Origin of the sequence: Citrobacter sp. wls619 (genome assembly GCF_005281345.1) — a bacterium.
Taxonomy (GTDB): Bacteria; Pseudomonadota; Gammaproteobacteria; order Enterobacterales; family Enterobacteriaceae; genus Citrobacter.
On sequence record NZ_SZXJ01000045.1, the window covers coordinates 1 to 21,844 of the forward strand.

15 protein-coding genes are annotated in these 21,844 nt (G+C 50.7%); 11 read left to right on the forward strand and 4 right to left on the reverse strand.

The features are described from left to right. Positions 1-49: 49 nt before the first annotated feature. The 3 genes from FDX19_RS11565 to FDX19_RS11575 all read left to right on the forward strand — a co-directional run bounded on the left by FDX19_RS11565 (position 50) and on the right by FDX19_RS11575 (position 4,031). Positions 50-913 (forward strand): dimethyl sulfoxide reductase anchor subunit family protein, encoded by an 864-nt coding sequence (locus FDX19_RS11565; RefSeq protein WP_137382811.1) that lies wholly within the window; start codon positions 50-52, stop codon positions 911-913. Between the two features lie 331 nt (positions 914-1,244). Then, positions 1,245-2,393 carry an MFS transporter gene (locus FDX19_RS11570; RefSeq protein WP_137382812.1) on the forward strand — a complete coding sequence of 383 codons (1,149 nt, stop codon included), beginning with the start codon at positions 1,245-1,247 and terminating at the stop codon, positions 2,391-2,393. A gap of 216 nt (positions 2,394-2,609) precedes the next feature. Continuing rightward, positions 2,610-4,031, forward strand: coding sequence for an amino acid permease (locus FDX19_RS11575; protein ID WP_137382813.1), 1,422 nt, complete (start codon positions 2,610-2,612; stop codon positions 4,029-4,031). A gap of 42 nt (positions 4,032-4,073) precedes the next feature. Here FDX19_RS11575 and pflA read toward each other — a convergent pair whose 3' ends face one another. From pflA to ycaO, 4 genes are all read right to left on the reverse strand, one after another. Then, entirely contained in the window at positions 4,074-4,814 is a 741-nt protein-coding gene (pflA, locus tag FDX19_RS11580) for a pyruvate formate lyase 1-activating protein (protein ID WP_003035751.1), read from the reverse strand. Positions 4,815-5,124: 310 nt separating this feature from the next. Then, positions 5,125-7,407 (reverse strand): formate C-acetyltransferase, encoded by a 2,283-nt coding sequence (gene pflB, locus FDX19_RS11585; RefSeq protein ID WP_137382814.1) that lies wholly within the window; start codon positions 7,405-7,407, stop codon positions 5,125-5,127. A 59-nt stretch (positions 7,408-7,466) separates the two neighbouring features. Further along, entirely contained in the window at positions 7,467-8,324 is an 858-nt protein-coding gene (gene focA, locus FDX19_RS11590; protein WP_003831909.1) for a formate transporter FocA, read from the reverse strand. 403 nt (positions 8,325-8,727) lie between these two features. Next, the gene (ycaO, locus tag FDX19_RS11595; protein WP_137382815.1) at positions 8,728-10,488 is read right to left on the reverse strand and encodes a 30S ribosomal protein S12 methylthiotransferase accessory factor YcaO; all 1,761 of its coding nucleotides are present in this window, start codon (positions 10,486-10,488) and stop codon (positions 8,728-8,730) included. Positions 10,489-10,933: 445 nt separating this feature from the next. On the opposite strand from ycaO, the gene serC reads away from it, so the two are divergent. From serC to lpxK, 8 genes are all read left to right on the forward strand, one after another. Further along, the gene (gene serC, locus FDX19_RS11600; RefSeq protein WP_137382816.1) at positions 10,934-12,022 is read left to right on the forward strand and encodes a 3-phosphoserine/phosphohydroxythreonine transaminase; all 1,089 of its coding nucleotides are present in this window, start codon (positions 10,934-10,936) and stop codon (positions 12,020-12,022) included. 69 nt (positions 12,023-12,091) lie between these two features. After that, positions 12,092-13,375, forward strand: a complete 1,284-nt coding sequence (gene aroA, locus FDX19_RS11605) for a 3-phosphoshikimate 1-carboxyvinyltransferase (protein WP_137382817.1) — start codon at positions 12,092-12,094, stop codon at positions 13,373-13,375. 171 nt (positions 13,376-13,546) lie between these two features. Next, positions 13,547-14,230 carry a (d)CMP kinase gene (gene cmk, locus FDX19_RS11610; protein WP_137382818.1) on the forward strand — a complete coding sequence of 228 codons (684 nt, stop codon included), beginning with the start codon at positions 13,547-13,549 and terminating at the stop codon, positions 14,228-14,230. A 113-nt stretch (positions 14,231-14,343) separates the two neighbouring features. Next, the gene (rpsA, locus tag FDX19_RS11615) at positions 14,344-16,017 is read left to right on the forward strand and encodes a 30S ribosomal protein S1 (protein WP_003035776.1); all 1,674 of its coding nucleotides are present in this window, start codon (positions 14,344-14,346) and stop codon (positions 16,015-16,017) included. 283 nt (positions 16,018-16,300) lie between these two features. After that, positions 16,301-16,585: an integration host factor subunit beta gene (gene ihfB, locus FDX19_RS11620; RefSeq protein WP_003035780.1), complete on the forward strand. Its 285-nt coding sequence runs from the start codon at positions 16,301-16,303 to the stop codon at positions 16,583-16,585. Positions 16,586-16,791: 206 nt separating this feature from the next. Next, positions 16,792-19,056, forward strand: coding sequence for a ComEC family protein (locus FDX19_RS11625; protein WP_137382819.1), 2,265 nt, complete (start codon positions 16,792-16,794; stop codon positions 19,054-19,056). A 36-nt stretch (positions 19,057-19,092) separates the two neighbouring features. Further along, entirely contained in the window at positions 19,093-20,841 is a 1,749-nt protein-coding gene (gene msbA, locus FDX19_RS11630) for a lipid A ABC transporter ATP-binding protein/permease MsbA (protein WP_137382820.1), read from the forward strand. After that, positions 20,838-21,815 carry a tetraacyldisaccharide 4'-kinase gene (gene lpxK / locus FDX19_RS11635; protein ID WP_137382821.1) on the forward strand — a complete coding sequence of 326 codons (978 nt, stop codon included), beginning with the start codon at positions 20,838-20,840 and terminating at the stop codon, positions 21,813-21,815. Before msbA ends, lpxK begins: the two co-directional genes overlap by 4 nt. Positions 21,816-21,844: the final 29 nt, after the last annotated feature.

The window sequence follows — 21,844 nt, forward strand, 5'->3', positions numbered from 1 at the left end:
CCGACCGGGGATACCACGGGTTATCTGGCGAATCCGAAGGAGGTGTAAGATGGGAAGTGGATGGCATGAATGGCCGCTGATGATCTTCACTGTTTTCGGGCAGTGTGTGGTTGGTGGCTTTATCGTTCTGGCGCTGGCGCTGATGAAAGGGGACTTACGCCCTGATTCACAACAGCGTGTGATTGCCTGCATGTTTGGCCTGTGGGTATTGATGGGCATCGGTTTTATTGCTTCCATGCTTCATCTGGGCTCACCGATGCGGGCGTTTAACTCCCTCAACCGTGTCGGCTCTTCCGCGCTGAGTAACGAAATCGCCAGCGGCTCGCTCTTCTTTGCCGTTGGTGGTCTTGGCTGGCTACTGGCGGTGTTGAAAAAAATGTCGCCAGCATTACGCAATCTGTGGTTAGTTCTCACCATGGTGCTGGGCGTCGTTTTTGTCTGGATGATGGTGCGCGTATATAACACTATTGATACGGTGCCTACCTGGTATAGTGTCTGGACGCCGATTGGATTCTTCCTGACGTTGTTCATGGGAGGGCCGCTGCTGGGATATCTGCTACTACGCATTGCCGGAATTGACGGCTGGGCGATGCGACTGCTGCCTGCTATTTCAGTGCTTGCGCTGGTCGTGAGCGGCATCATGTCCGTGATGCAGGGGGCCGAGCTGGCGACAATCCACAGCTCAATTCAGCAGGCATCTGCGCTGGTGCCCGATTACGGTTCGCTGATGGCATGGCGGATTGTGGCACTGGCTTTAGCGTTGTGCTGCTGGATTGTTCCGCAGGTGAAAGGCTACCAGCCGGCAATACCGATGCTGTCCGTCGCGTTTATTCTGCTGTTAGTCGGTGAGCTGATTGGCCGCGGCGTGTTCTATGGTCTGCATATGACCGTCGGCATGGCGGTCGCCAGCTAACCTGAAAATGCCGAATGGCATCGCGCTTGCCCGGCCTGCACATTACAGTGCTGAATGTGTAGGTCGGATAAGGCGTTAATACGGTCATCCCACAAATAAAAGATGCCGATTATCCATGAATTTTTTCGACTGAACGTAGCGGGGCAATTTTGTTTTAGATCAATTAAAACAAATAGATGTATTTTCCCATTTTTTATCAATCCGCGTTAAGAATCAGTAATACGAATCGATCCTCCTGAAAGCGCCTCAGGCCCCTGATTGCGCCGATTGACAATGTTTTTTGCAGTGGCATGATGCGCATGAAATTTGAACTTCCTCACGGTTTTTATTCATGTCCACCTATACCCGTCCCGTCATGCTATTGCTGTGCGGGCTGCTTCTGTTGACCCTGGCGATCGCCGTGTTAAACACGCTCGTCCCGCTTTGGCTCGCCCATGAAAATCTGCCAACCTGGCAGGTAGGAGTGGTCAGTTCGTCTTATTTCACCGGAAATCTGGTTGGGACGTTACTGACCGGGTACTTAATTAAACACCTCGGTTTTAACCGCAGCTATTACATCGCTTCGCTTATTTTTGCCGCGGGCTGTGTCGGGCTGGGCGTCATGGTAGGTTTTTGGAGCTGGATGACCTGGCGTTTTATTGCGGGTATCGGTTGTGCCATGATCTGGGTGGTGGTGGAAAGCGCGTTGATGTGCAGCGGGACGTCGCGTAACCGCGGACGCTTACTTGCCGCCTATATGATGGTCTATTACGTGGGGACATTTTTAGGTCAATTATTGGTCAGTAAAGTCTCGACAGAATTAATGAATGTTCTGCCGTGGGTGACCGGCACTATTCTTGCAGGGGTATTACCGCTGCTCTTTACCCGCATTGTGAATCAGCAGGGTGATGAACAACAGTCAACCCCCATTGTCTCTATGCTGAAGCTTCGCCAGGCTCGTCTGGGGGTTAATGGCTGCATTATCTCCGGGATTGTGCTGGGGTCGCTGTATGGCCTGATGCCGCTGTACCTCAACCATCAGGGCGCCAGCAATGCCAGCATTGGTTTCTGGATGGCGGTACTGGTCAGTGCAGGTATTCTGGGACAATGGCCAATTGGTCGTCTGGCCGATAAGTTAGGTCGTCTGCTGGTTTTGCGCGTCCAGGTCTTTGTAGTGATCGTCGGGAGTATCGCTATGCTGAATCAGGCGGCGATGGCACCTGCATTGTTTATGCTGGGCGCGGCAGGTTTCACTCTTTATCCGGTTGCGATGGCCTGGGCCTGCGAGAAAGTAGAACATCATCAGTTGGTCGCTATGAACCAGGCATTGTTATTAAGCTATACCGTGGGTAGCCTGCTTGGGCCGTCATTTACCGCAATGCTGATGCAAAATTATTCTGACAGTTTACTGTTTATCATGATTGCCAGCGTATCGTTTATTTATTTACTGATGCTGCTGCGTAAGACAGGGCATACCCCGAATTCTGTGGCACATATCTGATCTGATTTAACAGGATAAAAACAGGTTCCCATACATGCTGTTTATGTATACTTTATGGGAGCCTGTTTTATTTGATCATCGCTATTCTTTCCTGAAAATAAAATGTGCAGAAGATTATAGTTTTACATCCTGCCGTTTCCGCTTGTCCATTTTACCGCGCATAATCCCTCGCTTCATTTATTGATTATCAAAAATAGCGTCTACGAAGGATCGCCAATGGCAAGTGTGCAGGAAAAACAATTGCGGTGGTACAACATCGCATTGATGTCTTTTATTACCGTATGGGGATTCGGTAATGTTGTAAACAACTATGCTAATCAGGGATTAGTGGTTGTCTCTTCATGGATATTTATTTTCGCCCTCTATTTTATCCCTTATGCACTGATTGTCGGACAACTTGGCTCCACGTTTAAAGATGGTAAAGGTGGGGTTAGTACCTGGATTAAACACACAATGGGACCGGGACTGGCTTATCTCGCCGCGTGGACCTATTGGGTGGTGCATATCCCTTATCTGGCGCAAAAGCCACAGGCTATTCTGATTGCTCTGGGATGGGCGCTGAAAGGCGATGGTTCGCTGATTAAAGAGTACACCGTGGTGGCGTTGCAGGGGCTGACGTTAGCGCTGTTTGTCTTTTTCATGTGGGTTGCATCCCGTGGCATGAAATCGCTTAAAATCGTTGGATCGGTTGCGGGGATCGCGATGTTTGTGATGTCCATTCTGTATGTCGTAATGGCCGTCACCGCTCCGGCGATTACTGATGTGCAGATCGCCACAACCAATATCACCTGGGAATCTTTTATCCCGCATATCGATTTTACCTATATCACAACGATCTCGATGCTGGTCTTTGCGGTCGGTGGCGCAGAGAAAATCTCTCCATACGTTAACCAGACGCGTAACCCTGGCAAAGAGTTCCCGAAAGGGATGTTAGTTCTGGCGGTTATGGTGGCGGTGTGTGCAATCCTGGGTTCTCTGGCAATGGGGATGATGTTTGACTCTCAGCATATTCCTGATGACTTAATGACTAATGGCCAGTATTACGCTTTCCAGAAGCTCGGGGAGTATTACGGCATGGGTAACACATTGATGGTTATTTATGCCGTTGCCAACACGTTAGGTCAAATTGCGGCGTTGGTGTTTTCTATTGATGCGCCGCTTAAAGTTTTACTGGGCGATGCCGATCGCAAATATATTCCTGAAAGCCTGTGTAAAACCAATGCCTCTGGTACACCGGTGAATGGCTATATTCTGACACTGGTGCTGGTGGCCATTTTGATTATGTTGCCAACGCTGGGTATCGGTGACATGAACAATTTGTATAAATGGCTACTGAATCTGAATTCAGTGGTGATGCCTCTGCGCTATCTGTGGGTGTTTGTGGCATTTATTGCCGTTATTCGTCTGGCGCAGAAATATAAACCGGAATATGTCTTCATTCGTAACCGAACGCTTGCGATGACCGTGGGAATTTGGTGTTTTGCGTTTACTGCGTTTGCCTGCCTCACGGGGATCTTTCCGAAAATGGAAGCCTTTACTCCAGAGTGGACATTCCAGCTCACGCTGAACATCGTGACGCCGTTTGTGCTGGTTGGACTGGGATTGATTTTCCCGCTGCTGGCAAGAAGAGGGCGTTAAGGGGAATAGGGTGGGTAACAGGTCCGTTACCCACCACAAGACTTAGTACATCACTTTGTGACCATACTGCTCAAGGATGCCTTTGACGCGTTCCATGGTCTCTTTTTTCGGCGGCTTCACGCCATCCAGTTTGTATTCTTCACCCATCGCCACCCATTTGTGTTTACCCAACTCGTGATATGGCAGCAGTTCAATTTTTTCGACATTGCCCATATCACGGGTAAATTCGCCCAAACGGTGCGCTGAATCATCATCATCGGACCAGCCAGGTACGACAACATAGCGGATCCACACCTTGATATCTTTGTTGGACAGGTAACGGGCAAACTCCAGTGTGCGATGGTTAGACACGCCGACCAGGTTCTGGTGGATCTCGTCGTTCATCTGTTTCAGATCGAGCATCACCAGATCGGTCACTTCCAGCAACTCATCAATCACCGGGTCGTAGCGGCGGACAAAACCGTTAGTATCAAGACAGGTATGAATACCTTCTTTCTTACAGGCACGGAACCAGTCACGGACGAATTCAGCTTGCAGAATAGCCTCTCCGCCGGATGCTGTTACGCCACCACCGGATGCGTTCATAAAGTGACGATAGGTCACGACTTCTTTCATTAATTCATCGACGGTGACTTCTTTACCGCCGTGCGTATCCCATGTGTCACGGTTGTGGCAATACAGGCAGCGCATCAGGCAGCCCTGAAAGAAGGTAATAAAGCGGATGCCCGGGCCATCAACAGTGCCACAGGATTCAAAGGAGTGAATGCGACCAATAACTGACATTGCGGTGTTTCTCCAGGTGTGGCCCATCCGGGGCCAGTGTTAGTGCACAGTTATTAACTGTGTCGAGTCTGTTTTGGCTGCTATCCATACTTTTCGTCTTTCAAGCTGCATCTTTGTTAGCTTCCTTCGCTCACCCCAGTCACGTACTCCTGTACGCTCCAGGGGATTCACTCCGTTGCTGCCTCAATGCAACTCGAAATCCATCGAGTATATAAGTATAGATAGCTGACAAAGCAGGCTATTAAAAAGGCCCCACTTACGTGGAGCCTTTATTGTACGCTTTTTAAAGTACGATTTCAGTCAAAACCAATTACATGGTCTGAGTGAAGGTACGAGTAATAACGTCCTGCTGCTGTTCTTTAGTCAGGGAGTTAAAACGTACTGCGTAGCCAGAAACACGGATGGTCAGCTGCGGATATTTTTCCGGATGTTCCATCGCATCCAGCAGCATTTCACGGTTCATGACGTTCACGTTCAGGTGCTGACCACCTTCAATGGACGCTTCATGGTGGAAGTAACCATCCATCAGACCAGCCAGGTTGGTCTTACGAACTTCGTCGTCTTTACCCAGAGCGTTCGGAACGATAGAGAAGGTGTAAGAGATACCATCTTTCGCGTAAGCAAACGGCAGTTTAGCTACGGAGGTCAGAGAGGCAACAGCACCTTTCTGGTCACGGCCGTGCATTGGGTTAGCACCCGGTCCGAACGGCGCGCCAGCACGACGACCATCTGGGGTGTTACCAGTTTTCTTACCATACACAACGTTAGAAGTGATGGTCAGAACAGACTGAGTCGGGATAGCGTTACGGTAAGTAGTCAGTTTCTGAATTTTCTTCATGAAACGTTCTACCAGGTCAACCGCCATGTCATCTACGCGAGAGTCGTTGTTACCGAACTGCGGGTATTCGCCTTCGATTTCGAAGTCAACAGCCAGGCCGTCTTCGTCACGAATCGGTTTAACTTTCGCATATTTGATTGCAGACAGGGAGTCAGCAGCAACGGACAGACCAGCGATACCACACGCCATGGTGCGGATAACGTCACGGTCGTGCAGCGCCATCAGAGAGGCTTCGTAGCTGTACTTGTCGTGCATGTAGTGGATAACGTTCAGTGCAGTGACGTACTGTTTAGCCAGCCAGTCCATGAAGTGATCCATGCGGTCCATAACTTCGTCGAAGTTCAGAACGTCGCCTTTGATCGGTTCAGATTTAGGACCAACCTGCATTTTCAGTTTTTCATCAACGCCGCCGTTGATTGCGTACAGCATGGTTTTCGCCAGGTTTGCACGCGCACCGAAGAACTGCATTTGTTTACCAACAACCATTGGGCTTACGCAGCAAGCGATAGCGTAGTCGTCGTTGTTGAAGTCCGGACGCATCAGGTCATCGTTCTCGTACTGCAGAGAAGAGGTGTCGATGGACACTTTAGCGGCGAATTTCTTGAAGTTCAGAGGCAGTTTTTCAGACCACAGAACAGTGATGTTCGGCTCCGGAGAAGGACCCATGGTGTACAGGGTGTTCAGGAAGCGGAAGCTGTTTTTGGTAACCAGAGTACGGCCGTCAACGCCCATACCACCGATAGATTCAGTTGCCCAAATCGGGTCACCGGAGAACAGTTCATCATATTCAGGAGTACGCAGGAAACGAACCATACGCAGTTTCATGACCAGGTGGTCAATCATTTCCTGAGCGTCTTGCTCGGTGATTTTGCCCGCTTTGATATCACGTTCGATGTAAGCATCCAGGAAGGTGGATACGCGACCGAAGGACATTGCTGCACCGTTCTGAGATTTAACCGCGGCCAGGTAGCCGAAGTAAGTCCACTGGATAGCTTCCTGAGCGTTGGTAGCCGGACCAGAGATATCGCAGCCATATTTAGCCGCCATTTCTTTGATCTGACCCAGAGCGCGGTGCTGTTCAGCGATTTCTTCACGCAGACGGATAGTCGCTTCCAGGTTTACGCCATTTTCCAGGTCTGATTGCAGAGAGACGAACTGAGCGTATTTGTCTTTCATCAGGTAGTCGATACCGTACAGCGCAACGCGACGGTAGTCACCGATGATACGGCCACGGCCATACGCATCTGGCAGACCAGTCAGAACACCGGATTTACGGCAGTTCAGAATGTCTTTGGTATAAACATCGAATACACCCTGGTTGTGGGTTTTACGGTATTCGGTGAAGATTTTTTTCAGCATCGGGTCCAGTTCGCGATTGTACGCTTTGCAGGAACCTTCAACCATTTTGATACCGCCAAACGGGATAATCGCACGTTTCAGCGGAGCTTCAGTCTGCAGACCAACAATTTTCTCGAGCGCTTTGTTGATGTAGCCAGCGTCGTGAGAAGTGATGGTAGAAGCAACGGAGGTGTCAAAGTCAACAGGCGCGTGAGTGCGGTTTTCCTGTTTAACGCCTTCCATTACGCTGTCCCACAGTGCAGTGGTCGCTTCAGTTGCGCCAGCCAGGAAGGACTCGTCACCCTCATACGGAGTGTAGTTTTTCTGAATGAAGTCACGGACGTTTACTTCATTCTGCCAATCACCTTTGGTAAAACCTTCCCAGGCTGTGGCTAACTTTTCATTAAGCTCGGACATGTAACACCTACCTTCTTAAGTGGATTTTTTATTTACTGCGTGTAATGAGCATCAACAGATTAATGATGATCGTTACCACGCAGATAAATGACCCAGTATGTCAACCCGACCAACAAACCGCCGCCGATAATGTTACCGATCGTAACCGGAATCAGGTTATCGGTGATGAAATTCATCACGGTCAGGTGAGAAAAATTCTCCGGAGAAGAACCGACAGCGGTCCAGAATTCCGGGGTGGCGAAATCGCGTATTACGATACCCATAGGGATCATAAACATGTTTGCGATACTGTGCTCAAAACCGCTGGCAACAAACATTGCGACCGGTAATACCATGATAAACGCTTTGTCCATCAGGCTGCGACCAGAGTAGCTCATCCAGACGGCCAGACACACCATTAGGTTAGCCAGAATACCCAGGCTTACAGCTTCAACAAAAGTATGGTGCACTTTGTGGTCGGCAGTTTGCAGGACGTTGAGTCCCCACGCGCCGTTGGCGGTCATATACTCGCCAGAAAGCCACATGAGTAACACAAAGATCAGCGCACCAATCAGGTTACCGACATAAACGTTAAGCCAGTTCTTCGCTAACTGACCCCAGGTAATACGACCACTGGCTTTAGCGACGACAATCAGTACGGTTGAAGTGAAGAGGTCAGCGCCGCAGACAACGCAAAGGATCAGCCCCAGGGAAAAGCAGATACCACCCACCAACTTTGCCATGCCGAAAGGCATTGTGCCGGTACCGGTTGTGGCAGTGATATAGAAAACAAAGGCAATTGAAATGAACACACCGGCAGTAATTGCCAGATAGAACGTCTTAAGCGGATGTTTCGTTGCTTTATAGACGCCTGCTTCTTCGGCAACTTTGGCCATAGCAGCAGGAAGTATAAGATCAAAAGGGTTGTCAGCTTTCACACTAACTCTCTCTTTATTAAGTCGGCGACGAGATACTAACAAAGCATTATAGATGAGAATTTGATATAGATCATATCTCGCCTGGCTTATAGGCCCGTAAGACGCATGGTTTTTATGCAATTACGGTGTAACTTGTTGATTATCCATATAAAAATAAATTTTAAAAATTATAAAGTGAGTTGAATTTTTTCTTTATGCCTCCAGGTGGACGGTTAATTAAAATGGAGTAATTGAGATAAATAGCGATATTAATAAACCAAAATTTTTAATATCAACTACTAATATTTAACCTTGCCTTTACATTTATTTTTGAGTAGACAAAAATAAAAAACAGGGCGCTTAAAGCGCCCCGTAATATAGCCCAGACAATACGTTTAGCCTACTCAACGCGGGCTGTTTGCCACTATTTTGACCAGTGTGCCGCTTTCGCGCGTTGCAGCTTCTCATAGGCTTTCAACAGAGACTGATGTGCCGGGAAAGCCTGCAGATCGCTATCAACCGTTTGTAATCCGTAGAATGGCGCTTCTCCGCTCATTGCAGCACTTGCTGCTTCAACTGCCTCTGCACCGTACATACGAACAAATGCGTTAAGATACTGCAGCGGCTGGCGGTCCTCTTCCTGTGACAACAGCAGCAGAGTTTGCAGGCAACGATAATAGTTTGCGCGTTCAGCACTAAAGACGGATGCGTTAAATTCCATCGTCCACTCCGTCCAGATCAGTGCCTGCTCAAGGTCACCTCCCGCCAGAGCCAGCATTACTTTGAGCTCGCCAATGCGCAGGGTATACCAGCCATTATCCGCACCGGTCGCCAAACCCAGCAGCTCACGTACGCGAGTGAAGTCGTCAAATCCTTCTTCATCCAGCTGTTCGAGCAGGTTGAGGTAGTCTTCTTTTTCCCATTCGCTGCCTGGCAGAGAGAGAATGGTCTCACGCAGGTGCGCTCCCATGCTGTTGTTGGCTAACCACAAATCTTCTGCTGGGTAGATGTCAGACATGCCCGGGACGATAATGCGGCAAGCGTAAACGCTCAGATGCTCGTAGTCGGCTATGTAGACTTCTTTATCTTCCGCTTTGAAGATCGCCATCAGGGTGGCGAACTCTTCTTCCGTTGTACCGGAGAAATTCCAGTCAACGAACGGGTAATCGGCATCCTGCTTGAACAGATCCCAGGAAATCAGACCGCTGGAATCGATGAAGTGCGTTTCGAGGTTAGTGTGCTCAGCCACTTCTTCATCGTCGAATGTTGGGGGAGTGAAGACGTCAAGATCTTTCAGACCTCGGCCCTGCAACAGTTCCGTGACGGTACGCTCCAGTGCAACACCGAAATCCGGGTGCGCGCCGAAAGAGGCAAAACAGGTGCCGTTAGCCGGGTTGAACAGGACAACGCAGATAACCGGGTATTTGCCGCCCAGCGAGCCGTCGTACGCGAAGATTGGGAATCCTTCGGCTTCCAGCTTTGCAATGGATTCAACGACTGCCGGGTAACGCGCCATCACTTCAGCCGGAATTTCCGGCAGGCTGATGCTTTCCGCGATAATGCGGTTCTTCACATAGCGCTCAAAAACTTCAGACAGCCCCTGAACGCGGGCTTCATTCGGTGTGTTACCCGCAGACATACCGTTAGATACGTACAGGTTACCGATAATGTTCATCGGAATGTAAACGGTCTGATTATCTGACTGACGGGTAAACGGCAGGCCGCAAACGCCGCGTTCTTCATTGCCGGATTGCAGATCGATAAGCATGCTACCGGTCAGTTCATTGTCTGGATCGTAGAATGCACGCAGACGCGCATCCAGCAAACCTTCAGGTACGTCATCATCTTCAGTCAGTGGGAACCATTTTTCGTTCGGGTAATGTACGAACGGGCCGTTAGCGATGGTTTCGCCCAGCCAGAAATCCGCAAAGAAGTAATTCGTGGACAGACGCTCAAAATATTCGCCCAGTGCGGAGGCCAGCGCCGCTTTTTTCGTCGCACCTTTACCGTTGGTAAAGCACAGCGCGCATTCTTTGTCGCGAATATGTACAGACCAGACGTTAGGAACGGGGTTCAACCATGAGGCTTCTTCAATTTGAAAACCGAGGTCGAGTAATTTTTGCTGGAAGCGAGCGATGGAATCTTCCAGTGCGGCATCTTTGCCGGGGATAAATGTTTGCGTCATGAAAATCACTTTTGTCGTACGGAAAGCGCGCAATGATACGGGTTTTCAATGAATGGCGCTATCGCCGCCGGAGCCTCGGCGTAAATAAAGCCTTTGATTCACACCGTAGCGTGTCCAGTCGAATGTCTGCGGACTATCTGCTGAAGGGAAGGGGAGCTTCTTTCTTTATATATCTCTGCGCTATGCAAAACCAGAATGGTCGCAGGTCGGCTGGGCAAAACGCACCTCCTGATAGCGAAAATCTCGGTTTTTATCCGTCAATCCGATAGATTCTGTTGTGTGACGCATCGCTCATTTTTGCCCTGGCCAGTTTTACCCATTGCGGCGCGTGTCACTGAATGATAAAACCGATATCCACAGGAATAACTTATACCAATGTCTGTCACAGGAATTATCGTAAACGACAGGATGTTGATTGGATAACAACACAACGTGGTGAGGGGAAATGGCTCAGGTCTTCAATTTTAGTTCAGGTCCGGCAATGCTTCCGGCGGAAGTACTTAAACTGGCTCAACAGGATCTTTGTGACTGGAACGGTCTTGGCACGTCGGTGATGGAAATTAGCCACCGAGGCAAAGAGTTTATCCAGGTTGCAGAGGAAGCGGAGCAGGATTTTCGCGATCTTCTCAGTATCCCCTCCAACTATAAAGTGTTGTTCTGCCATGGCGGTGGTCGCGGGCAGTTCGCGGGTATCCCGTTAAATATTCTGGGTGATAAAACCACCGCGGATTACGTCGATGCCGGTTATTGGGCCGCCAGTGCAATTAAAGAAGCGAAAAAATACTGCACGCCAAACGTTATTGATGCCAAAGTCACCGTTGACGGCCTGCGCGCTGTGAAGCCGATGAGCGAATGGCAGCTTTCTGACAACGCGGCGTATCTGCACTATTGCCCGAACGAAACCATCGACGGTATCGCGATTGATGAAACGCCGAATTTTGCCAGCAATGTGGTGGTGACGGCGGATCTGTCTTCTACCATTCTTTCCGCGCCGCTTGATGTTAGCCGCTATGGCGTTATCTATGCCGGGGCGCAGAAAAATATTGGTCCTGCGGGGCTGACCATTGTCATCGTACGCGAAGATTTACTGGGCAAAGCCCACGTGTCTTGCCCGTCGATCCTTGACTATACCGTACTGAATGACAACGACTCCATGTTTAACACGCCACCGACCTTTGCCTGGTATCTGTCAGGCCTGGTCTTTAAATGGCTGAAAAAACAGGGCGGTGTCAGCGCAATGGATAAAATTAACCAGCAAAAAGCAGAACTGCTGTACGGCGTGATTGATAACAGCGATTTCTACCGCAACGATGTGGCGAAGTCGAACCGTTCACGTATGAACGTCCCGTTCCAGTTGGCTGACAGCGCGCTCGATAAACTCTTCCTGGAAGAGTCTTTTGCTGCGGGCCTGCACGCGCTGAAAGGGCATCGTGTGGTCGGCGGTATGCGTGCGTCCATCTACAATGCTATGCCGCTGGAAGGCGTAAAAGCACTGACCGATTTCATGGTCGATTTCGAGCGTCGCCGCGGCTAATCTGCTGTACTTTTCATCCCCACAGCCAGCCTGTGGGGTTTTTATGTCTGTTTTTGAGAGTTGAGTTTCATGGAATCCCTGACGTTACAACCCATTGCGCGGGTGGATGGCACCATCAATCTACCTGGTTCCAAAAGTGTTTCTAACCGCGCTTTGCTGCTGGCTGCATTAGCAAATGGCACCACTGTCCTGACAAACCTGCTGGACAGTGATGATGTCCGCCATATGCTGAATGCGCTTAATGCGTTGGGGATTAGCTATACCCTTTCGGCCGATCGTACCCGCTGTGAAATTACGGGGAATGGTGGTCCGCTGCATGCCGAAGGCGCTGTAGAGCTGTTCCTTGGCAACGCCGGAACCGCAATGCGCCCGCTGGCCGCCGCTCTGTGCCTGGGCAGCAATGATATCGTGTTGACGGGTGAACCGCGCATGAAGGAGCGCCCGATTGGCCACCTGGTTGACGCACTGCGCCAGGGCGGAGCGAATATTGAATACCTGGAGCAGGAAAACTATCCACCTTTACGTCTGCGCGGTGGCTTTACCGGAGGCCAGGTTGAGGTAGACGGTAGCGTTTCCAGCCAGTTCCTCACTGCGCTGCTGATGACTGCGCCGCTGGCGCCGCAGGATACGACGATCGCAATTAAAGGTGACCTGGTATCCAAACCTTACATTGATATCACACTGAACCTGATGAAAACGTTTGGTGTTGAAATTGAAAATCAAAACTACCAGCGCTTTGTCGTGAAGGGGCAGCAGCAGTATCAGTCACCGGGTGCATACCTGGTTGAAGGCGATGCTTCTTCCGCTTCCTATTTCCTCGCGGCGGGCGCCATTAAAGGTGGTACGGTAAAAGTTACCGGGATTGGCCGCAACAGCATGCAGGGTGATATTCGTTTTGCCGATGTACTGGAGAAAATGGGTGCGACCATTACATGGGGCGACGATTTTATTGCCTGTACTCACGGCGAGTTGAACGCAGTGGGTATGGATATGAACCATATTCCTGATGCGGCGATGACCATTGCAACGGCGGCGCTGTTTGCGAAAGGCACCACGACATTACGTAATATCTACAACTGGCGCGTCAAAGAGACCGATCGTCTGTTCGCGATGGCGACGGAGTTACGCAAAGTGGGCGCGGAAGTGGAAGAGGGGCATGATTTTATACGCATCACCCCGCCTGCAACATTGCAATTTGCGGACATCGCGACCTACAACGATCACCGTATGGCGATGTGTTTCTCGCTGGTGGCGCTGTCTGACACGCCGGTGACTATTCTTGACCCAAAATGTACCGCGAAAACCTTCCCGGATTACTTCGAACAGCTGGCTCGTATTAGTACACCTGCCTGATTTTATTGCCGCACTTTCGGGTGCGGCACATTCTGACATCTCCGATTGCCCATTTATTCTACACTCAGCTTCAATGAGTCTGTATTTTTCACACAAAGATAACGTTCGTAGACGTTGGCGCGTATAATGCGCGGCGTTCACGTTAACGTATGCCCGTTTAAGGAGAAAAAGATGACGGCAATTGCCCCGGTTATTACCATTGATGGCCCAAGTGGTGCAGGTAAAGGCACCTTGTGCAAGGCAATGGCGGAAGCATTGCAGTGGCATCTGTTAGATTCAGGCGCGATCTACCGTGTACTGGCTCTTGCGGCGTTGCATCATCATGTTGATGTGACTTCTGAAGATGCTCTGGTACCGCTTGCGTCGCATCTGGATGTGCGTTTTATCTCAACAGACGGCAATCTGGAAGTTATCCTGGAAGGCGAAGATGTCAGTGGTGAAATCCGCACTCAGGAAGTGGCAAATGCCGCATCCCAGGTGGCTGCATTTCCCCGTGTGCGCGAAGCGCTTTTACGCCGCCAGCGAGCCTTCCGCGAAGCGCCAGGCCTGATCGCCGACGGACGCGATATGGGAACCGTGGTGTTCCCGGATGCGCCGGTGAAAATTTTTCTGGACGCCTCCTCGCAAGAACGTGCGCATCGACGTATGCTACAGTTGCAGGAGAAGGGCTTTAGTGTTAACTTTGAACGCCTTTTGGCCGAGATCGAAGAACGCGATGATCGTGATCGCAACCGTGCTGTAGCGCCGCTGGTTCCCGCTGCTGATGCTTTAGTTTTGGATTCAACCCGATTAAGCATTGAGCAAGTGATTGAAAAAGCGTTACAATACGCGCGCCAAAAACTGGCTCTCGCATAAGTGCGACCGAATTTGCAGTACCCCCGTTGCAATGGATTGACAGCGGGTATGTTAAACAACCCCATCCGGCATGGAGCCAGGTGGACGTTAAATATGAAACCTGAAGATTAAACATGACTGAATCTTTTGCTCAACTGTTTGAAGAATCCTTAAAAGAAATCGAAACCCGCCCGGGTTCCATCGTTCGTGGTGTTGTTGTTGCTATCGACAAAGACGTAGTACTGGTTGACGCCGGTCTGAAATCTGAGTCCGCCATCCCGGCAGAGCAGTTCAAAAACGCCCAGGGCGAGCTGGAAATCCAGGTTGGTGACGAAGTTGACGTTGCTCTGGATGCAGTAGAAGACGGCTTCGGCGAAACCCTGCTGTCCCGTGAAAAAGCTAAACGTCACGAAGCTTGGATCACGCTGGAAAAAGCTTACGAAGAAGCTGCAACCGTTACTGGTGTTATCAATGGCAAAGTCAAGGGTGGCTTCACTGTTGAGCTGAATGGTATTCGCGCGTTCCTGCCGGGTTCCCTGGTAGACGTTCGTCCGGTCCGCGACACGCTGCACCTGGAAGGCAAAGAGCTTGAATTCAAAGTAATCAAGCTGGATCAGAAGCGTAACAACGTTGTTGTTTCCCGTCGTGCCGTTATCGAATCCGAAAACAGCGCAGAACGCGATCAGCTGCTGGAAAACCTGCAGGAAGGCATGGAAGTTAAAGGTATCGTTAAGAACCTCACTGACTACGGTGCATTCGTTGATCTGGGTGGCGTTGACGGCCTGCTGCACATCACCGACATGGCATGGAAACGCGTTAAGCATCCGAGCGAAATCGTAAACGTTGGCGACGAAATCACTGTTAAAGTGCTGAAGTTCGACCGCGAGCGTACTCGTGTATCTCTGGGCCTGAAACAGCTGGGCGAAGATCCATGGGTAGCTATCGCTAAGCGTTATCCGGAAGGTACCAAACTGACTGGTCGCGTGACCAACCTGACCGACTACGGCTGCTTCGTTGAAATCGAAGAAGGCGTTGAAGGCCTGGTTCACGTTTCCGAAATGGATTGGACCAACAAAAACATCCACCCGTCCAAAGTTGTTAACGTTGGCGATGTAGTGGAAGTTATGGTTCTGGATATCGACGAAGAACGTCGTCGTATCTCCCTGGGTCTGAAGCAGTGCAAAAACAACCCATGGCAGCAGTTCGCGGAAACCCACAACAAGGGCGACCGTGTTGAAGGTAAAATCAAGTCTATCACTGACTTCGGTATCTTCATCGGCCTGGACGGCGGCATCGACGGCCTGGTTCACCTGTCTGACATCTCCTGGAACGTTGCAGGCGAAGAAGCAGTACGTGAATACAAAAAAGGCGACGAAATCGCAGCAGTTGTTCTGCAGGTTGATGCAGAACGTGAGCGTATCTCTCTGGGCGTTAAACAGCTCGCAGAAGATCCGTTCAACAACTGGGTTGCACTGAACAAGAAAGGCGCAATCGTAAACGGTAAAGTCACTGCAGTTGACGCTAAAGGCGCAACCGTAGAACTGGCTGACGGCGTTGAAGGTTACCTGCGCGCTTCTGAAGCTTCACGTGACCGCGTTGAAGATGCAACTCTGGTTCTGAGCGTAGGCGACGACGTTGAAGCTAAATTCACTGGCGTTGATCGTAAGAACCGTGCAATCAGCCTGTCTGTTCGTGCTAAAGACGAAGCTGATGAGAAAGATGCAATCGCAACTGTTAACAAACAGGAAGATGCAAACTTCTCTAACAACGCAATGGCTGAAGCTTTCAAAGCAGCTAAAGGCGAGTAATATCGAGTACTCTATACCCTAAATAATTCGAGTTGCAGGAAGGCGGCAAGGGAGCGAATCCCCTGGAGTTTACTTCAGTAAGTGATTGGGGTGAACGAGCGTAGCCAACGCACATGCAACTTGAAGTATGACGGGTATAATCCTTTGTGCTATTAACAGCACAAAGGGTGACGAGTAGCTTGACAGATTACAGGATTCGTCCTGTAATCAATGACAAAGGGCGGCTACGGCCGCCCTTAATCAATGCAGCAGCTAATTTTGCCTTTAAGGAACCGGAGGAATCATGACCAAGTCAGAATTGATTGAAAGACTTGCAACCCAGCAACCTCATATTCCCGCGAAAGCGGTTGAAGATGCAGTAAAAGAGATGCTGGAACATATGGCCTCGACTCTTGCGCAGGGCGAGCGTATTGAAATCCGCGGTTTCGGTAGTTTTTCTTTGCATTACCGCGCACCACGCACCGGACGTAATCCGAAGACTGGCGATAAAGTGGATCTGGAAGGAAAATATGTTCCGCACTTTAAACCGGGTAAAGAATTGCGCGATCGCGCCAATATTTACGGTTAAGTCCTCAGCAAGACTTAGCTCCGAGAAAAGCACCTGTATGGGTGCTTTTTTCATTTTTACCTCTCTGTACTGGAATCTCTCTCCCAACCTGGTTGTATGTTACATCCGCAGTTAAATAACAGCGGAATGCACCTCGTTTATCGGTAAACAGTTGCCAGACATTCGCTGAGTTGTCCTGCACACTCCCTGCCACAGGGAGGTGTTATATGAAAATAACAACAATCAGTATGTGTGCGTTATGCGGCATTCTCCCGCTGACGATATTACCCGTATTACCCGACATGCTGTGTGTCAGCTTTGTATTTGGTCTGGCGTGTCTGCTCTGTCTCATTCCTCATCGATATATGCATTACGCCGGATTAGTCCTGGTGTTTTTCCTGTGGGGAATACTGGCAGCGAAAGAGGTTATCTGGGCTGGTGATACGCTCCCGGCCAAAACGCAGCAGGCTATCGTTCAAATAACCGGGACTGACAATATGACCACGCACTACGGTCAGATTACACACCTTCAGGGGAGACGGATATTTCCTGCCGTTGGCGTCGTCCTGTATGGGCAGTACTTACCCGGCGATGTTTGCGCAGGTCAGACATGGGCGATGACGCTGAAAGTTCGCGCTGTGCATGGACAACTGAATGAAGGTGGATTTGATAGCCAGCGCTATGCATTGGCACAGCATCAGCCGCTGACGGGGCGTTTTCTGCAGGCCTCAGTGATTACGCCGCAATGCAGTCTGCGTGCACGTTATCTCTCCTCGCTAAAAACCACGCTTGCCGCCTATCCCTGGCAGCAAGTCATACTGGGACTGGGGATGGGGGAACGTTTGTCCGTATCGCAGGCGGTAAAAAATATAATGCGTGATACCGGAACCGCACATTTGATGGCCATTTCCGGGCTGCATATTGCTTTTGCCGCACTCCTCGCTGGCGGACTGATACGCGGTGGACAATTTTTTATGCCGGCACGCTGGATCTGCTGGCAGGCTCCGCTAGTCGGGGGCGTGCTCTGCGCTGTATTTTATGCCTGGCTGACGGGGCTGCAGCCACCGGCATTACGCACGGTCACCGCGCTAATGGTATGGGGGGGACTAAAACTAAGCGGCAGGCAGTGGAGTGGCTGGGCAGTCTGGATTACCTGCCTGGCAGCAATTGTGGTAGTCGATCCGGTCGCGGTGCTTTCACAAAGCCTGTGGTTGTCTGCTTTCGCCGTAGCGGTGCTGATATTCTGGTATCAGTGGATGCCGATGCCGTACTGGCCGCTCTCGCGTATCGGACGTGCAGTGCTGACGCTTGCTCATCTTCAACTGGGAATTACGGTACTGCTTCTGCCTGTCCAAATCGCATTATTTCACGGTGTTAGCCTGAGCGCATTCCTGGCCAATTTATTTGCGGTACCGCTGGTCACATTTGTTTCAGTTCCTCTGATATTAGCGGGTATGGTCGTGCATTTAACCGGTCAGGTGATGATTGAGGCAGGGCTGTGGTATCTTGCCGACCGTTCTCTGGCGCTGTTATTTTGGGGACTCAATAGCTTACCGGAAGGATGGCTCAACATTGATGCGCGTTGGCAATGGCTTGCACTGTCCCCATGGCTGATGCTTATTGCATGGCGATTAAATGCCTGGAAAACGCTGCCGGTTGCCTGTTTTACCGGGCTTTTGTTATTGAGTGGACCGTTCTGGAGAACACCCCGCGCTGATTTGTGGCAGGTACATATGCTGGATGTAGGGCAGGGGCTGGCAATAGTGATTGCCCGTAATGGCAAAGCGATTCTCTATGATACCGGGTTGGCCTGGCCCGAGGGCGATAGTGCGCAGCAGTTGATCATTCCCTGGCTACGTTGGCACAATCTGGAACCGCAAGGGGTAATTCTAAGCCATGAACATTTGGATCACCGGGGAGGGTTGCAATCGCTACAGCAAGCCTGGCCGTCGCTGTGGATCAGAAGTCCGTTGGGTTGGAAAGGGCATCTCCCTTGTTTTCGCGGGGAACGCTGGCAATGGCAGGGATTAACATTTAGCGCACATTGGCCAGTCAGTGGAAATAAAGAGCAGGGGAATAACCATTCCTGTGTGGTAAAGGTGGATGACGGACATCAGAGTATTCTTCTGACCGGAGATATTGAATCCCCCGCTGAACAAAAAATGCTAAGTCACTACTGGCAGCATCTGCAGGCTACGTTTGTGCAGGTTCCACACCATGGGAGTAACACGTCATCCTCACTGGCGCTGATGCAACGCGTTGGCGGACAGGCCGCAATAGCCTCAGCATCCCGCTACAATGCCTGGCGTCTACCGTCATGGAAAGTCCGACAGCGTTACCGGCAACAAAATTATCAGTGGCTGGACACACCCCACCAGGGGCAAATCACGCTGGATATTTATCAAAAAAGTTGGCGAATACGCAGCTTACGGGATCAGATTTTACCCCGTTGGTATCATCAGTGGTTTGGCGTGGTGGAGGATAACGGGTAGAATATGCGGCTATTCTAACAAATGCTGGTTTTTTGAATGCATAACGATAAAGATCTCTCTACGTGGCAGACGTTTCGCCGACTATGGCCAACCATAGCGCCTTTTAAATCGGGTCTGATCGTGGCGGGTATAGCGTTAGTCCTTAACGCGGCCAGCGATACCTTCATGTTATCGCTCCTCAAGCCATTACTGGATGATGGTTTTGGTAAAACCGATCGCTCTGTGCTGCTGTGGATGCCGCTGGTGGTCATTGGGCTGATGATAGTTCGTGGTATTACGAGCTATGTCTCCAGCTACTGTATTTCATGGGTGTCAGGCAAAGTGGTCATGACCATGCGCCGCCGCCTGTTTGGTCATATGATGGGCATGCCTGTCGCCTTTTTTGATAAACAGTCTACTGGTACGCTGCTGTCTCGTATTACCTATGATTCAGAGCAGGTCGCGTCTTCGTCTTCCGGCGCATTGATCACTGTGGTACGTGAAGGGGCCTCAATTATTGGCCTGTTTATCATGATGTTCTACTACAGTTGGCAGCTGTCATTGATCCTGATTGTGCTGGCGCCTATCGTGTCGGTGGCCATTCGTGTGGTCTCCAAGCGTTTTCGTAGCATCAGTAAAAACATGCAAAACACCATGGGGCAGGTTACCACCAGCGCAGAGCAGATGCTGAAAGGCCACAAAGAGGTATTGATTTTTGGTGGTCAGGACGTTGAAACCAAGCGTTTTGACAAAGTCAGCAACAAGATGCGTTTGCAGGGTATGAAGATGGTTTCTGCCTCTTCTATCTCCGATCCTATCATCCAGTTGATCGCTTCTCTGGCTCTGGCCTTCGTGTTATATGCGGCCAGTTTCCCAAGCGTGATGGAAAACCTGACGGCAGGGACAATCACCGTTGTCTTCTCTTCAATGATCGCCCTGATGCGCCCGCTGAAGTCACTGACTAACGTCAATGCCCAGTTCCAGCGCGGTATGGCGGCATGCCAGACCTTATTTACGATTCTGGATAGCGAACAAGAGAAAGATGAAGGTAAACGCGTCATTGAGCGCGCTTCCGGCGATCTGGAGTTCCGTAATGTCACCTTTACCTACCCGGGCCGTGACATTCCTGCGTTACGTAACATCAACCTGAATATTCCGGCGGGCAAAACCGTTGCCCTGGTTGGACGTTCCGGTTCTGGTAAATCTACTATTGCCAGCCTGATCACGCGCTTCTACGATATCGATGAAGGGCAGATTCTGATGGATGGGCACGACCTGCGTGAATACACCCTGTCATCTCTGCGCGATCAGGTGGCGCTGGTATCGCAGAACGTTCACCTGTTCAATGATACGGTTGCCAACAATATCGCCTACGCACGTACCGATATGTATAGCCGTGAGCAGATCGAAAAAGCCGCACAGATGGCCTACGCCATGGATTTCATCAACAAGATGGATGATGGTCTGGATACGGTGATTGGCGAAAACGGCGTGCTGCTTTCAGGTGGTCAGCGCCAGCGTATCGCCATTGCTCGCGCTTTGCTGCGCGACAGTCCGATCCTTATCCTCGATGAAGCTACGTCGGCGCTGGATACCGAATCTGAACGCGCGATTCAGTCTGCACTTGATGAGCTACAGAAAAACCGTACTTCTCTGGTTATTGCCCACCGCCTTTCTACCATTGAACAGGCAGACGAGATCATCGTGGTGGAAGACGGGCTGATTGTTGAGCGCGGAACCCACAGCGAACTGCTTGAGCAGCGTGGGGTTTATGCACAATTACATAAAATGCAATTTGGTCAATGATCGCACGTATCTGGTCCGGTGAATCGCCGTTATGGCGATTATTACTGCCACTTTCCTGGCTGTATGGTCTGGTGAGTGGCGGGATTCGTCTATGCTACAAGCTTGGGCTTAAACGTGCATGGCGTGCGCCAGTACCGGTGGTGGTAGTCGGTAATCTGACAGCAGGCGGCAATGGTAAAACACCAGTAGTCATCTGGCTGGTTGAACAGCTGCAGCAACGCGGTATTCGTGTGGGCGTAGTGTCTCGCGGCTATGGCGGGAAAGCAGCGACTTATCCGCTATTGCTAACGGCAGACACCACTACTGCAGAAGCGGGTGATGAGCCTGTGCTTATCTTTCAACGTACCGGCGTACCCGTAGCGGTATCTCCGGTCAGATCGGATGCGGTAAAAGCAATCCTTGCTCACCATGACGTGCAGATTATTGTGACAGACGATGGGTTACAGCACTATCGTCTGGCACGTGATGTGGAAATCGTGGTGATTGACGGTGTGCGTCGGTTTGGTAACGGCTGGTGGCTCCCTGCGGGTCCAATGCGTGAGCGTGCTGGTCGGCTGAAATCGGTGGATGCCACGATCGTTAATGGCGGCGTTGCGCGACCGGGTGAAATTCCCATGCATCTTGAGCCGGGGCTGGCCGTTAATTTACGTACCGGTGAACGCCGCGATGTCGCGCAACTGTCTGATATTGTTGCCATGGCGGGTATCGGCCATCCACCCCGTTTTTTTGCCACGCTTGAGGCATGTGGTGCCAGGCCACAAAAATGTGTCGCGCTGGCGGACCATCAGTCTCTGACCTACAGTGACGTCAGTGCGTTGTTAGCCGAAGGACAATCGCTGGTGATGACGGAAAAAGATGCCGTCAAATGCCGCGCATTTGCTGATGATAACTGGTGGTATTTACCCGTTGACGCACATCTGTCAGGCGAACTGCCTGATGCGTTGCTGAATAGCTTAATCTCGCTGACTCGCTAACCGATTCAAGCTGCGGCAGCGGATCATTT